General features: G+C 65.5%; 15 protein-coding genes. 6 read left to right on the top strand and 9 right to left on the bottom strand.

Going from position 1 to position 14,248, the window contains the following annotated elements; genetic code table 11:
* The first annotated feature begins 36 nt into the window (after positions 1-36).
* The 6 genes from NFG57_RS10650 (at position 37) to NFG57_RS10625 (ending at position 5,406) form a co-directional block, all read left to right on the top strand.
* Positions 37-1,254, top strand: a complete 1,218-nt coding sequence (locus NFG57_RS10650) for an argininosuccinate synthase (protein ID WP_045994790.1) — start codon at positions 37-39, stop codon at positions 1,252-1,254.
* Between the two features lie 35 nt (positions 1,255-1,289).
* On the top strand, positions 1,290-1,592 hold the full coding sequence (locus NFG57_RS10645; protein WP_045994789.1) for an HlyU family transcriptional regulator: 303 nt from the start codon (positions 1,290-1,292) through the stop codon (positions 1,590-1,592).
* A gap of 194 nt (positions 1,593-1,786) precedes the next feature.
* Positions 1,787-2,461, top strand: coding sequence for a glutathione S-transferase (locus NFG57_RS10640; protein WP_348814276.1), 675 nt, complete (start codon positions 1,787-1,789; stop codon positions 2,459-2,461).
* Positions 2,462-2,788: 327 nt separating this feature from the next.
* Entirely contained in the window at positions 2,789-3,754 is a 966-nt protein-coding gene (locus NFG57_RS10635) for a sulfurtransferase (protein ID WP_348814275.1), read from the top strand.
* 210 nt (positions 3,755-3,964) lie between these two features.
* Positions 3,965-5,173 (top strand): YeeE/YedE family protein, encoded by a 1,209-nt coding sequence (locus NFG57_RS10630; RefSeq protein WP_222516755.1) that lies wholly within the window; start codon positions 3,965-3,967, stop codon positions 5,171-5,173.
* A 38-nt stretch (positions 5,174-5,211) separates the two neighbouring features.
* Positions 5,212-5,406: a hypothetical protein gene (locus tag NFG57_RS10625; RefSeq protein ID WP_045994785.1), complete on the top strand. Its 195-nt coding sequence runs from the start codon at positions 5,212-5,214 to the stop codon at positions 5,404-5,406.
* A gap of 177 nt (positions 5,407-5,583) precedes the next feature.
* On the opposite strand, the gene NFG57_RS10620 is transcribed toward NFG57_RS10625, so the two are convergent.
* The 9 genes from NFG57_RS10620 to metG all read right to left on the bottom strand — a co-directional run bounded on the left by NFG57_RS10620 (position 5,584) and on the right by metG (position 14,203).
* A complete protein-coding gene (locus NFG57_RS10620; RefSeq protein ID WP_045994784.1) occupies positions 5,584-5,877 on the bottom strand; it encodes a hypothetical protein in 294 nt (97 codons plus the stop codon).
* Positions 5,878-6,108: 231 nt separating this feature from the next.
* On the bottom strand, positions 6,109-6,744 hold the full coding sequence (gene nth, locus NFG57_RS10615; protein WP_124804801.1) for an endonuclease III: 636 nt from the start codon (positions 6,742-6,744) through the stop codon (positions 6,109-6,111).
* A gap of 62 nt (positions 6,745-6,806) precedes the next feature.
* Positions 6,807-7,514 carry an electron transport complex subunit E gene (locus NFG57_RS10610; RefSeq protein ID WP_348814274.1) on the bottom strand — a complete coding sequence of 236 codons (708 nt, stop codon included), beginning with the start codon at positions 7,512-7,514 and terminating at the stop codon, positions 6,807-6,809.
* Entirely contained in the window at positions 7,511-8,053 is a 543-nt protein-coding gene (locus NFG57_RS10605) for an RnfABCDGE type electron transport complex subunit G (protein WP_348814273.1), read from the bottom strand. The genes NFG57_RS10610 and NFG57_RS10605 overlap by 4 nt, the downstream gene beginning before the upstream one ends.
* 118 nt (positions 8,054-8,171) lie before the next feature.
* Entirely contained in the window at positions 8,172-9,206 is a 1,035-nt protein-coding gene (locus NFG57_RS10600; RefSeq protein ID WP_348814272.1) for an RnfABCDGE type electron transport complex subunit D, read from the bottom strand.
* Positions 9,203-10,957 (bottom strand): electron transport complex subunit RsxC, encoded by a 1,755-nt coding sequence (gene rsxC, locus NFG57_RS10595; RefSeq protein ID WP_348814271.1) that lies wholly within the window; start codon positions 10,955-10,957, stop codon positions 9,203-9,205. Before rsxC ends, NFG57_RS10600 begins: the two co-directional genes overlap by 4 nt.
* Positions 10,944-11,510: an electron transport complex subunit RsxB gene (gene rsxB / locus NFG57_RS10590; RefSeq protein WP_213227946.1), complete on the bottom strand. Its 567-nt coding sequence runs from the start codon at positions 11,508-11,510 to the stop codon at positions 10,944-10,946. Before rsxB ends, rsxC begins: the two co-directional genes overlap by 14 nt.
* Entirely contained in the window at positions 11,507-12,097 is a 591-nt protein-coding gene (rsxA, locus tag NFG57_RS10585) for an electron transport complex subunit RsxA (protein WP_045994778.1), read from the bottom strand. The genes rsxB and rsxA overlap by 4 nt, the downstream gene beginning before the upstream one ends.
* 63 nt (positions 12,098-12,160) lie before the next feature.
* Positions 12,161-14,203 carry a methionine--tRNA ligase gene (metG, locus tag NFG57_RS10580; RefSeq protein ID WP_045994777.1) on the bottom strand — a complete coding sequence of 681 codons (2,043 nt, stop codon included), beginning with the start codon at positions 14,201-14,203 and terminating at the stop codon, positions 12,161-12,163.
* Positions 14,204-14,248: the final 45 nt, after the last annotated feature.

Here is a 14,248-nt window from a genome sequence, read left to right as displayed (position 1 = left end):
TCACACCATGGTTGGTTACAAGAAGGAGCCCCTAGCATGTCCGATGTAAAGAAGGTCGTGCTCGCCTATTCCGGCGGACTGGACACATCCGTCATCGTCAAGTGGTTGCAGGAAACGTACGACTGCGAGGTGGTGACCTTCACCGCTGACATCGGTCAGGGCGAGGAAGTCGAGCCTGCCCGTGCCAAGGCCGAGGCCCTGGGCGTCAAGGAAATCTACATCGAGGACCTGCGCGAAGAATTCGTGCGCGACTACGTGTATCCGATGTTCCGCGCCAACACCATCTACGAGGGCGAGTACCTGCTGGGCACCTCCATCGCCCGTCCGCTGATCGCCCGCCGCCTGATCGAGATCGCCAACCAGACCGGTGCCGACGCGATTTCTCACGGCGCCACCGGCAAGGGCAACGATCAGGTGCGTTTCGAGCTTGGCGGCTATGCGCTCAAGCCCGGCGTCAAGGTGATCGCCCCGTGGCGCGAGTGGGACCTCAACTCCCGCGAGAAGCTGATGGCCTACTGCCAGCAGCACGATATTCCGGTGGACTTCAGCAAGAAGAAGAAGTCGCCGTACTCCATGGACGCCAACCTGCTGCATATCTCCTACGAGGGCGGCATCCTCGAGGATCCCTGGGCCGAGGCCGAGGAAGACATGTGGCGCTGGAGCGTGTCGCCGGAGGCCGCCCCGGATACCCCGACCTACGTCGAGCTGACCTTCGACAAGGGTGACATCGTGGCCATCGACGGCGAGCCGATGAAGCCCCACGAGGTGCTCGAGAAGCTCAACAAGCTGGGTGGCGACAATGGTATCGGCCGTCTCGACATCGTCGAGAACCGCTACGTCGGCATGAAGTCCCGCGGCTGCTACGAAACGCCCGGGGGCACCATCATGCTGCGTGCTCACCGCGCCATCGAGTCGCTGACACTCGACCGCGAAGAGGCCCACCTGAAAGACGAGCTGATGCCGAAGTACGCCGAGGTGATCTACAACGGCTACTGGTGGAGCCCCGAGCGCCGCATGCTGCAGGCGGCCATCGACGAGACCCAGAAGAACGTCTCCGGTGTGGTGCGCATGAAGCTCTACAAGGGCAACGCCATCGTCGCCGGTCGCCGCTCCGACGAGTCGCTGTTCGACGAGTCCATCGCCACCTTCGAGGATGACCAGGGCGCCTACGATCAGAAGGACGCCGAAGGCTTCATCAAGCTCAACGCCCTGCGTCTGCGCATCGCTGCCGGCAAGGGTCGTCGTCAGGACTGAGTGGTAACGTCGCGCGACAGGCCAAAGGAGTTCCCATGCTGAAGCAACTGTTCGGAGCGCTGTTCAAGGGGGACGGCAAGTCGTCGTCCCGCGCCGCGCCCGAGGCCGAAGCGGTCGAGTACCGTGGTTACCTGATCATCTCGCAACCCGAGGAGCAGGGCGGTCAGTTCCGCGTCAGCGGTGTCATCCGCAAGCCCATCGAGGGCGGCGAGACCCTGGAGCATCGGTTCGAGCGTTCTGACCTGGTGCCGGGACGCGAAGCCTGTGACGCCCTGATGCGTCAGAAGGCCGAACGCTACATCGATGAAGTCGGCGACGAGATGTTCGAACCGCGCTGATTGCTCACCGCGACAACGGCGCCCTCCGGGGCGCCGTTTGTGTCTGTGGGGCGGTTGTTTCAGGCAGGTCGTCGCCGCGCCCGTCAGCCCATCTAACACGCCCCGGCCCATGTCGGGGAGAGCCACACCTCAGGCCATTGCCTGTCTCAGGGAAAGACCCGCCTCAAGGCATGACTCGTTCCAAGGAGAGCTCCATGATCGTCGTGCACCATCTGGAAAATTCGCGTTCGCTGCGTATCGTCTGGCTGCTGGAAGAGCTGGGCGTGGACTATGAGATCCGCCAGTACGCCAGAGATCCGAAGACCATGCTGGCACCCGCCGCACTCAAGCAGGTGCACCCGCTGGGCAAGTCCCCGGTGATCACCGATGAAGACGCAGGTAGCCGCGTGGTGGCTGAGAGCGGCGCCATCATCGACTACCTGCTCAGGCGTTTCGATACCGAGCATCGACTGTGGCCGGAGCCGTCAAGCGCCGATACCACCGACTTCGTGTTCTGGATGCACCACGCCGAGGCCTCGGCCATGCCGCCACTGGTCATGAATCTGGTGTTCAGCCGACTCGGCAAACCGCCGGTGCCGGCGCTGATGCGGCCCCTGGGCCGGCTCTTTGCCGAGGGCGTGCGCAAGCAGTATCTGGGGCCGGAGATCCGCCGTCTGATGGACTTCTGGGAGCATAGCCTGGAAGGGCGAGAATGGTTCGCGGGCGAGCGCTTCAGTGCCGCCGACATACAGATGAGCTTCCCGCTGCTGGCGCTGGAAGGTCGTGGCCAGCTGGGCGACCACCCGCAGCTTGGCGCCTTTGTCGAGCGCTGTCGCCAACGGCCCGGCTATGCCCGCGCCGTCGAACGGGGAGGCGAACTGTCACTGTAACCTGGTGCGGAAGGCCGCTCGCGCATCATCTGGCAGAAAGGATCCTGTGGGAATGGCCGAAGGACCTTATGGCAAGCACCGTCTGGGAAGGACCTTGCATGAGGAGCGTGACAGTAGGGGCGTGCACGAGGAGCGTGCACGAGGGGTATGCTACCAAGCGCCTTGCCTGACAAGGCATTGCGCCTGCTGCGTTGCTCGGCATTCGCTGGAGCGAATATTCATGTCGGCAAGTTATGAGCATGAAAATTATTATTCATTTAAAGCATATTGAGTTTGCTGCTCCGAGCGGGATAATGGGCGTCAACACCCACCTAGGAGGTCAAGATCATGCTGAGGTCCCTGACATTTGCCGGTGTCTTGCTGGTGGCAGGCTCCGCCCAGGCGCTTGAGGTCGATCCGCTGGTCAGCCCCGCCTGGCTGAGCGAGCATCTGGACAACGACAATCTGGTGGTGCTGGACATTCGCTCCAGCATCGACAATGGCGGCGATCGCTCGAGCTTCGAAGACGCCCATATTCCGGGCAGCCTGTACTCGAGCTATACCGAAGACGGCTGGCGCGAGAGCCGTGACGGCGTCACCGGGGTGATGCCGCCGGTGTCGAGTCTACAGCGGCTGATCGGTGGGCTCGGTATCGACAACGACGATACCGTGGTGCTGGTGCCGGCGGGCACGGGCGCCACCGACTTCGGCAGCGCGGCGCGGGTCTACTGGACCTTCAAGGTACTCAGCCATGACCAGGTGGCGATCCTCGACGGTGGCTTTGCGGGCTGGAAGGAACAGGGGCTGGAGGTCGTCAGTGGCCCCGTCGAATATCCCGACCCGGTGCGCTTCGAGGGCGAACTGGACGAGTCGCTGCTGGCCACCACCGAAGAGGTTGAGGCCGCACGGGAGTCCCAGGGACAGCTGGTCGACGCTCGCCCCGAGGATTACTTCAAGGGGGACAATCAGTCTCCGGCGGCGGCGGCCCCTGGCACCATCCCGGGTGCCTTGAACCTGCCTCACCAGAGCCTGCTGGCCAACGATGGCGGCGCCTGGCGTCTCGACACCGCCCAGGTGACCTCGCGGATACAGGCGGCCGAGCTGGACGCCAGCGCCAAGACCGTGGCCTTCTGCAACACCGGCCACTGGGCCGCCACCGACTGGTTCGTGCTCAGCGAAATCGCCGGCTTCGACAATGTGGCCCTGTATGACGGCTCCATGGCCGAGTGGACCCAGGACGAGTCACGCCCGTTGGCGGTGGCCAAGCAGGGACTGGGCAAGGTGCTCGACGCCCTGGGCCTTGGTGACGACTGATCGCCCTGAGGCTCCGGCTGCCCTGAGGCTCCGGTTGGCGCCTTGTTAAAGCGTCGATTTCGCGCAATTGCTGCGCCTTTGCTACGTTATCGTTGCCTCGCTTCTGCGTCCGTGCCGGACCTGTTGCTGGATGGCAGGGTTTGACGCTATCGCCACGCCGCCGACCCCGGGTCGCCGGCGTGGCCCTCTCATCACGAGTAGATCACTACCATGACACAGACTTCCGCTGCGGCCCCCGTCCAGGGCCGCCTTCCTGTCGATCGTTTCGTCGTCGGCGTGGCCCTGGCCGGGATGCTGATCCTGGGCGGGCTGGTGTGGCTCGAGACCGCTCCTTTCCTGGTGGCGCTGTTCGGCGTCGGTATCGCGCTGGGGATGGCGCTCTACCATGGGGCCTTTGGCTTTACCGCCGGCTGGCGCAATCTGGTCACCAAGCGTCGCGGCGCCGGCATGCGTGCCCAGTTGATCCTGTTTGCACTGACCTCTGCGCTGATGATTCCGCTGCTCGGCAGCGGTGAGCCCGGCATGGTGGGGGCGGTGGCGCCCATCGGCACCTCGCTGGTGGTGGGCTCCTTCGTATTCGGCCTGGGCATGCAGTTGGGTGGAGGCTGTGGCTCAGGCACGCTGTTTACCGTCGGCGCCGGCAACCTGCGCATGCTGGTGACACTTGCGTTCTTCATCATCGGTGCGGTGGTCGGTTCGATCCACCTGCCGTGGTGGCTCGACCTGCCGAGCCTGGATCCGATCAGCCTGATCGACAGTGTCGGTGTCATCGGCGCCATCGCGGTACAGTGGGCGGGACTGGCGCTGGTTATGCTGTGGGTCAATCGCGTGGAACGCCGCGCCCACGGTTCGCTGGAACGTTCCGAGCTGCGCCTGGCACCTGCCGAAGGCGGGGTGCTGCGCACCCTGGTGCAGGGACGCTGGCCCTTCGTCTGGGCGATCCTGGTGCTGGCGATCGGCAACACCCTGACCCTGGCCATCGGCGGGGCGCCCTGGGGCATCACCTTCGCCTTCAATCTTTGGGGCGCCAAGGCGTTGCAGGCCATCGGCGTGGACATGAGTCAGTTCGAGTTCTGGACCTGGGACTACCCGGCCATGGCGCTGGCCGATTCGGTGCTGGTGAACATCACCTCGGTGATGAACTTCGGTCTGCTGCTGGGTGCCATGCTGGCGGCGGGTCTGGCCAATCGCTTCAATGAAGCCAGTCGCAAGCCCATCGAGGGACGTCAGTTCCTGGCGGCGATCATCGGCGGCCTGCTGCTGGGCTACGGTGCCCGCCTGGGCTTCGGCTGCAATATCGGCGCGCTGTTTTCGGGACTGGCCTCGGGCAGCCTGCACGCCTGGGTGTGGTTCGCCTGCGCCTTCGTCGGTTCGCTGGTGGGGATTCGCCTGCGCCCCTGGTTCCGGCTGCCCAACTGATCGACCGACCCACTGATCCATTGTTCAAGGTGATTCCCATGAAAGCCGCCTATCATCGAAGCCGCGTCATCGGTCTGTTGCTGGCGATTCTGGTATTGATCATGGCTGACCACCTGGCCAGTCCCACCTTTGCCTTCAACATGGGCGACGGCCACGCTCGGACCTCGCTGAACCAGCGTGACGCCAGCGCCTGTGCGCCCTGTGGGGCGCCGTGCCCGTCCACTCGCCAATAGGGCTTGCATGAAAAGTGCCTGCGCTCGCCGACTTTTCGTAGAAAGCCTGGAATTATGCCTGCGCTCGGTGACGTTCTACCGTCCAGGCACTGTTCGTCAGACAGTATTTGCCAACAAAGAGGCGCCCCTGCCATGGCAGGGGCGCCTCTTGTGGTCGTCAGTCTGACGGGGAGGCGATCATTCTCGTGGGTCCTGTTCGCGGCGGGGGATCTTCGGCCCCAGCGGCCCGAGCCACAGCCAGACCTGGAGCACCACCAGGATCGGTAACAGCCAGGTCGGCGCGCCCACCGTCCACACCAGCACCTGGTGGATCATGAAGGCGGTCAGGCCGCCGAGCAGGCCAAGCACCGGGAACATCAGTGGCCGCTCGGAGCCCGGGCGGCCACTTAGCCGGAACAGCGAGCCGGTGAAGGCGCCAAAGCTCACGGCCATGGCCAGCGGAATCCAGAGTTGCTGTAGCACTTCCTGCATCGTTAACCGCTCATGTTGAGACTTGGGCCCTCAGGCTAACGCGTCTGGCCGCCGGCTGCGCTTGAACTTTGGCGTAATTCGCCTGGCTTTCGGCTTTCGGCTTTCGGCTTCCGGCTTCCGGCACGCATCCTTGGTGATGGGCGCTTTCGTCGGTGAGCGCTTTTGTCTGTGGTGCTGGGGGCCAGGACGGGCGAAAACCGTCGCTGGGTGCAGTCGCGGCCCATGCAAGGTCTAGATGTCGGTCTTGTCCTTGAACTCGCACAGATCCTCGATGACACAGCTGCCGCAACGTGGCTTGCGTGCCACGCAGGTATAGCGACCATGGAGGATCAACCAGTGGTGGGCGTCCTGGCGAAATTCGCGGGGGACGTGGCGCACCAGCCGTTCCTCGACCTCCACCACGTTCTTGCCCTTGGCGATGCCGGTGCGGTTGGAGACCCGGAAGATGTGGGTGTCCACGGCGATGGTGGGCTGGCCGAAGGCGGTGTTGAGGATCACGTTGGCGGTCTTGCGTCCGACCCCGGGCAGGGCCTCCAGCGCCGGACGGGTGGCCGGTACCTCGCCATCATGGCGCTCGATCAGCAGATGGCAGGTCTTCATCAGGTTTTCGGCCTTGGTGTTGAAAAGGCCGATGGTCTTGATGTGTTCCTTGAGCGCGTCGATCCCGATATCGATGATCGCCTGGGGTGTGTTGGCCACCGGGAACAGGCGAGCGGTGGCCTTGTTGACGCCGACGTCGGTGGCCTGCGCCGACAGCAGTACCGCGGCCAAGAGCTCAAACGGTGTGCTCCAGTTGAGCTCGGTGGTCGGCTCGGGATTGTGGGCCCGCAGGCGGGTAAAGATCTCGTGGCGTTTGGCAGCGTTCATGCTCGTCTCTTTGGTTGGCAAGCCAGGGGCTGAATCGACAGCGGGCCAGGCCGGGCGGATCTTCAGCGCACGACTCCGGTAACCCGCACCCGGCGTTCGTCCCTGGGCGTCCGGGTCGGCGCCGGGCGGCGGCGCTTCACGGCGTCGTCGATGGCGTTCTTCGCGGCGATCAGCAGCCCGGTGACCAGAAAGGCCCCCGGGGGCAGCACCAGAAACAGCATGCCGCCATCACCCGGCAGGTGCAGTGTCCAGTCACCGGCTGCGTCGCCCAGCAGCAGGTCCATGCCGGCGAACAGGGTGCCTTGCCCCAGCAGTTCGCGGATACCCCCGATCAACACCAGCACCAGAGAGAAGCCGACGCCGTTCATCAGGGCGTCGAACAGCGCCGGCTTGAGCGGTTGGCGGGAGGCAAAGGCCTCGACCCGAGCCAGGATGGCGCAATTGGTGACGATCAGCGGCAGGAAGATGCCGAGCACCTGGTAGAGCTCGTAGGTCAGCGCCGCCATGGACAGTTCGACGCAGGTCACGAAGGCAGCAATGATCAACACGAAGGCCGGCAGGCGTACCTCTGGGCGTACCTGGTGGCGCAGCGCCGAGGCCGAGGCGCTGGCGCCGAGCATCACCCCCAGGGTGGCGATCCCGAGCCCCAGGCCATTGACCACACTGCCGGTGACGGCCAGTAGCGGACACAGGCCGAGCAACTGGACCAGGGCGGGATTGTTGCTCCACAGCCCCTTGATGGCGATGTCGCGAGCGTCGCTGCGGGTCATGGGCTGTGCTCCTGGTTACTGGCGTCTGGCGTATCACGCGGCGACCCGGCAGTCATCATCGCTTCGTTCACCGCCTGGATGACGGCGTGAGAGGTGATGGTGGCACCGGTCAGGGCTTCGATGGCGCCCTGCGGGGCCAGGTCCAGCTGGTGGCGCGCGAGGCCTTCGAACTGATCGATCCAGGGGCCCTTGCGGCGCTCGATGGCGTCGCCAAGCCCCGGCGTCTCGCGGTGATCGACGACGCGCACTGCCGTGACACGCCGCTGCGGTGTCAGTGCCACCAGCACCTCGACGGGGCCTGCGTAGCCGAGCGCTGAAGAGGGTTGCAGGGTGGCGAGCAGCGTGCCGCTTTCGTCCAGCGCCTGCCAGCCTTGGTCACCGGCCGGCGCCGGCACCAGCCTGGCGGTGCCCTGAGGCGCCAGGCTTTGCAGTAGGGCGTCCTGGTGGGCCTGGCGATTGGCCTCGATACGCCCCTCGCTGAGCGCCTGGGTCAGGCTGACCGCACCCAGGGTCACCAGGGCGAACAGGGCAAGTTTCACGGCCAGTGTTCGCGGAGCCGACGTGTTGCTATCAGGGCTATTCATCAGCGCAGTCTATCAGTGCTTTCCAAGTGAGGCGGTCGTCCATCAGCGTTCTTGACCAGGGCGGTGTCGCTGGCTAACCGTCATCGTTGTGCCTCCGGGTGGCTCGAGCATTCGATGACCGGTCGGGCACCAGCTGGTCGAGCAGGGGGGCGGCCAGGTTCATCAGCAGCACGGCGAAGGCCACGGCGTCAGGGTAGCCGCCGTAGGCACGGATGATCATCGTCAGGGCGCCGATGCCGGCACCATAAGCCAGGCGTGCACGACGACCGCTGGCGGCACTGACCGGGTCGGTGACGATAAAGAAGGCGCCGAACATGGCCGCGCCCCCGAGCAGGTGGAAGCCGACTCCGCCGCTGGCCGACAGTTGATCGAACAGCCAGGCGAGCAAGGCCATGGAGGCGAGCATGGACAGCGGCAGGCGCCAGTCGATCAGCCGGCGGTAGAGCAGGTAAAGACCTCCGGCCAGCCAGGCCAGGGCGACGTTGCGCCAGGCCTCCAGCGCCGCTGGTGCCACTAGCTCGGCGAGGCTGGCGTCTGCGGCGCGATGGCGGTAGGCGTCCAGCGGTGTGGCACCGCTCAGCGCATCCAGTGCGGCTGCTGGGTGCTGGCCCAGCCAGCGTGCCAGCCAGGTCGAGGGCTCGACGGCGTCGGGGCCGAATAGCCCCGAGGGTGCGGGCCACAGGCTCATCTGGGTGGGGAAGGACACCAGCAGCAGGGCGTAGCCCACCATGGCGGGGTTGAACAGGTTTTGGCCGAGCCCGCCGTAAAGGTGCTTGGCCACCGCCACGGCGGCAAGCGAGCCGATCAGGATCAGCCACAGGCTGGTGCCCGTCGGCAGCGCCGCACCCAGTAGCACCCCGGTCAACAGGGCGCTGCCATCAGCGATGGTCGGCGAGACGGGCCGCCGACGCGCCACCAGCATCATCGCCTCGATCAGCACACAGCAGGCCGCTGCGGTGATGACGTTGGTGACGACGCCAAGGCCGAAGAACCAGCTCTGGGTGATGAGTCCGGGCAGGCAGGCCAGCGTCACCCGACGCATCAAGGTAGCGCTGTCGTGTCCACGACGAGCGCTGTCTGCGCTGGTGTGGCGGTGAAGGTGGCTCATGGCCGGGTTTCCTCCTGACGGGCGGCCTTGAGCCGAGCATCGGCGGCGGCGAGGTGCTGTCTGGCGGTATCCAGTTGAGTCTCGAGGTCGGCGAGGACATCCGCCGATTGCTGCTGCTGGGCGGCGCGCTCCAGCGCCTTCTCAGCCTTGCGTGCCGCGGCCTTGGCGGCTGCCTGGGCGATGCGCAGGCCACGCACGTCCGCGACGCTGGCGGTTCCCTTGGTGTCGGCTGAGCTATCCTTGGCGCTGCTTGCGTCACGCTCCTGGCCGCGCCGGGTGGCGGCCTGACGACGGGCCTGGCGACGTGCTTCACGCTCGGCCGCCTCGCGCTGCTCGCGGGCCTGGCGTGCCTCGAAGCGGTGGCGGGCCTGGTCGGCCCGGGCGCTCTCGGCGCGCGCGGTGCGCAGGCGCTGCTTGGCCTCGCCGAAGCCGTTGGCCAGCGGCAGGTGGCTGGGGCAGACGTAGTCGCAGGCGCCGCACTCGATGCAGTCGAACAGGCCGTTGGCCTCGGCCTTGTGGTCTTCGCCTGCCTGGGCGTGCCACCACAGTTGCTGAGGGGCAAGGCCCGCCGGGCAGGCCGGCTGGCAGTCGCCGCAACGGATGCAGGGGCGTGCGGGGGGCGGCGTCGGCAGTTCAGCCGCGTCAGCGGCGATCAGGCCGTTGGTGGTCTGGGTGATGGGTTGGTCAAGCGAACTGATCGCCTGGCCCATCATCGGACCGCCTTCGATCACCCGCGACAATCTGGCGCGATCGAGGCCGGCGTCCTGCAGCAGGTGTTCGATGGCGGTGCCCAGGCGCGCGGTGACATTGCCGGGGCGTGCCAGCGCTCGGCCCGCCAGGGTCAGGGTGCGCTCGATCATCGGCTTGCCGAGCGCCACCGCGTCGTGGATGGCCGCCAGGGTCCCGGGATTGTGACACAGCACGCCGGCGTCAACCGGCAGCTGGTCAGAGGCGAGACGGCGGCCCAGCAGGCGCTCGATCAGCTGGCGCTCGCCGCCGCTGGGGTAGCGGATGGGGATCACCTCGAGTCGTGCCGGGCAGGGCAGCTCGCCTAGCCGGGCACGCACGGCGCTGGCCGCCTCGGGCTTGTCGTCTTCGATGCCGATGACAATAGAGGCGGCCCCGGTGGCATGGGCCACCATCGCTGCACCGGATAGCACCTGGTCGGTGTGCTGGCGCAGTGTCTGGTCATCGGCGCTCAGGTAGGGTTCACATTCGGCGGCGTTGACCACCAGGGTATCGACGCCCGCCTGGCGTGCCGCGCGGACCTTGAGATGGGCCGGAAATCCGCCGCCGCCCATGCCGGCGATGCCGGCGTCGGCAATTCGTTGGATGATCTCGCCGGGGGCCGCGCCTTGCCAGTCGAGCGGCGGCAGCCAGTGGTGCTGTGAAGAGCCGTCTGACTCGATCACCACAGCGGGTGGGTGTTGTCCGCCGGAGTCCGCTTCGTGGCCAGGGACCAGTGCGCTGACGTGGCCCGAGATGCTGGCGTGCACCGGCAGCGCCAGGTGGCCGACGGCGCGTGCCACTGGCTCGCCGGCACGCACGTACTGGCCTGGCTTGACGATAGGCTGGACCTCTCGCCAGGGCTGGTCGCGGCCATCTTCCAGCAACAACGTCACCCTGGCCGGTAGCGGCGGCGTGCGTATGCCCAGGTCACGGGTCTGCGACTTGCGGGTAGGGGGCAGCACGCCGCCGGCGGGCCGGCTACCCGCCGCCAGTGATCGCCAGAGTCGCTCAAGCACTGCCATGAAGCGTCTCCGTGGTGCGGTCGCTGGCGATGATGCCGGCGGTCCAGCGGGGTTGTGGCTCTCTTGGCAGCATGTCGATGCAGTCCACCGGGCAGGGGGCGATACACAGATCGCAGCCGGTGCATTCGTGTGCGATGACCGTGTGCATCATCTTCGAGGCGCCGAGGATGGCGTCTACCGGGCAGGCCTGGATGCACTTGGTGCAGCCGATGCATTCATCTTCCCGAATAAAGGCCACCCGGGGGGTATCGTCGGCGTCGCCGTCGAGCGCCAGGGGTTCCCGACCAAGCAGTTCGGCCAACTCAAGGATGGTTGCCTCGCCGCCCGGTGGACAGCGATTGATGGCCTCTCCCTGCTCGACGGCTTCGGCGTAGGGCCGACAGCCGGGATAGCCACACTGGCCACATTGGGTCTGGGGCAAAAGGGCGTCGATCTGCTCCACCAGGCCATCCTCGCCGTCCTTGAAGCGACGGTTCAGCCAGCCCAGCAGTCCGCCGCAGACACCGATCAGTGCGACCATCAGGACCACGCCGACAAGACTCGTCAGGCTCATGGAGAGCCCCCGGTGGCAAGTCCGGTGAAGCCCATGAAGGCCAGCGACATCAGGCTGGCGGTGATCATGGCGATGGCCGCACCGCGAAACGGGCGCGGTACATCGGCGCCCGCCAGGCGTTCGCGCATGGCCGCCAGCAGGATCAACACCAGCGAGAAGCCCAGAGCGGCGCTGAATCCGTACAGCAGCGCATCGAAGAAGCCGCCGTCGCGACCCAGGCTCAACAGCGCCACGCCCAGCACCGCGCAGTTGGTGGTAATCAGCGGCAGGAAGATGCCGAGCACCCGATGCAGCAGGGGGCTCAGGTGGCGCACCATGACCTCGGTGGCCTGGACTACCACGGCGATCACCACGATAAAGGCGATGGTGCGCAGGTACTCAAGATCCAGCGGCACCAGCAGATAACGGTGCAGCAGGTGACTGGCCGCCGATGACAGGGTCAGTACGAAGGTGGTGGCAAGGGACATGCCCAGCGCCGATTCCAGCTTCGAGGACACCCCCAGGAAAGGGCATAACCCGAGAAACTGCACCAGCACGAAGTTGTTGACCAGGGCGGTACTGACGAGGACGAGAAGAACGTCGGTCATGGAATGCACGAGGTAACGGCCGGCGGGCAGGGCCCCGCCGGCGCATGGGCTTGATGGAACCCCTTAGCTGACCCGCTGGCCGGGTTCTGCGCCACTGTGGGGTTCGAGCAGATAGATGCCGTCGTCGTTGCCAGCCGCCAGCACCATGCCTTCGGAAACACCAAAGCGCATCTTGCGCGGTGCCAGGTTGGCCACCATGACGGTCAGCTTGCCTTCGAGAGCCTCCGGCGAATAGGCGCGACGGATGCCGGCGAAGACCTGGCGGCTTTCGCCGCCGAGATCCAGCGACAGCTTGAGCAGCTTGTCGGCCCCTTCGACGTATTCCGCCTTGGCGATGCGGGCGATACGCAGGTCCACCTTGGCGAAGTCGTCGAAGCTGATCTCGTCGGCGATCGGCGTCTCGGCCAGCGGTCCCTTGGGCGTTTCCTTGAGCTTCTGTTCTTCCACCAGATCCTCCTTCGATGCTTCGATCATGGCATCGATACGATCGTTCTCGACCCGGGTCATCAGCGGCTTGAACTTGTTGACGGGGTGATCGCCCAGCCAGGTCTCGCGGCTGTTCCAGTCGAGGGTGTCGAGATTCATGAACAGTCTGGCCTGTTCGGCCATGGCCGGTACCACCGGGGCCAGGTAGACCATCAGCTGACGGAACAGGTTGATTCCCATGGAGCAGATGTCGAGCACTTCCTGCTCGCGGCCTGCCTCCTTGGCCAGTACCCAGGGCGCCTGGTCGGCGATGTAGCTGTTGGCCTCGTCGGCCAGCTCCATGACCTTGCGCATGGCGCGGCCGAACTCCCGCTGTTCATAGTAGTCGGCGATCTCGTCACCGGCGGCGATGAAGCGTGCCAGCATGTCCGGCTCGGCGCAGTGAGTCGACAGCTGCCCACCTCCGAGCTTCTTGACGAAACCGGCGCAGCGGCTGGCGATGTTGACCACCTTGCCCACCAGGTCGGCATTGACCCTGAGCGCGAAGTCCTCGAGGTTCAGGTCGAGGTCATCGACCCGGGAGGTGAGCTTGGCGGCGAAGTAGTAGCGCAGGTACTCGGGATTGAGATGCTCGGCGTAGGTCGCGGCCTTGATGAAGGTGCCGCGTGACTTGGACATCTTGGCGCCGTTGACCGTGACGAAGCCGTGGCAGTTGACTGCGGTGGGGGTGCGCATCTCGGCCCCGTGCAGCATCGCCGGCCAGAACAGGGCGTGGAAGTAGACGATGTCCTTGCCGATGAAATGGTAGACCTCGGCCTTTGAATCGCGCTCCCAGTAGCTGTCGAAGTCCAGCCCCTCACGCTCGCACAGGTTCTTGAAGCTCGCCAGGTAGCCGATCGGAGCGTCCAGCCAGACATAGAAGTACTTGCCCGGCGCGTCAGGAATCTCGAAGCCGAAGTAGGGCGCGTCGCGGCTGATGTCCCACTCGTTGAATCCGGACTCGAACCATTCCATCAGCTTGTTGCGGATCTGCGGCTGGACATGGTCGTCCTTGATCCAGGCACTGAGGAAGTCGGCGAAGTCAGGCAGCTTGAAGAAGTAGTGGGTGGAGCTGCGGACTTCCGGGGTGGCGCCGGAAATAGCCGATACCGGATCGATCAACTCGGCAGGGGTATAGGTGGCGCCGCAGGCCTCGCAGTTATCGCCGTACTGATCCGCGGTGTGGCACTTGGGACAGGTGCCCTTGATGAAACGATCGGCCAGGAACAGACCCTTGACCGGATCGTACATCTGCTCGATGTCACGGGTGGCGATGTGCCCCTTGTCGCGCAGGCGCTTATAGATAAGCTCGCTGAAGTGGCGGTTTTCCTCGGAGTGGGTCGAGTGGTAGTTGTCGAAGGCCACGCCGAAACGGGCGAAGTCCTGCTGGTGTTCGCGGGATACGCGGTCGATCAGCGCCTCGGAGGTGATGCCCTCCTGCTCGGCACGCAGCATGATCGCGGTGCCGTGGGCGTCATCGGCGCAGACGTAGTGGCACTGGTGGCCGCGACTCTTCTGGAACCGCACCCAGATATCCGTCTGGATGTACTCCAGCAGGTGGCCCAGGTGAATGGCGCCGTTGGCGTAGGGCAAGGCGCTGGTGACGAGAATCTGGCGCTTGTCGGGTGCGGTGATGGACATGGTGTGACGTGATATCCCGTTGAAAATCAGGCGACGATTGTAGCT

The sequence above is a fragment of the Halomonas sp. H10-59 genome (assembly GCF_040070555.1).
In the GTDB taxonomy this organism is placed as follows: Bacteria; Pseudomonadota; Gammaproteobacteria; order Pseudomonadales; family Halomonadaceae; genus Halomonas; species Halomonas litopenaei.
Note: the sequence above shows the minus strand (reverse complement) of the source record. Positions and strands in the feature narration are given on the sequence as shown.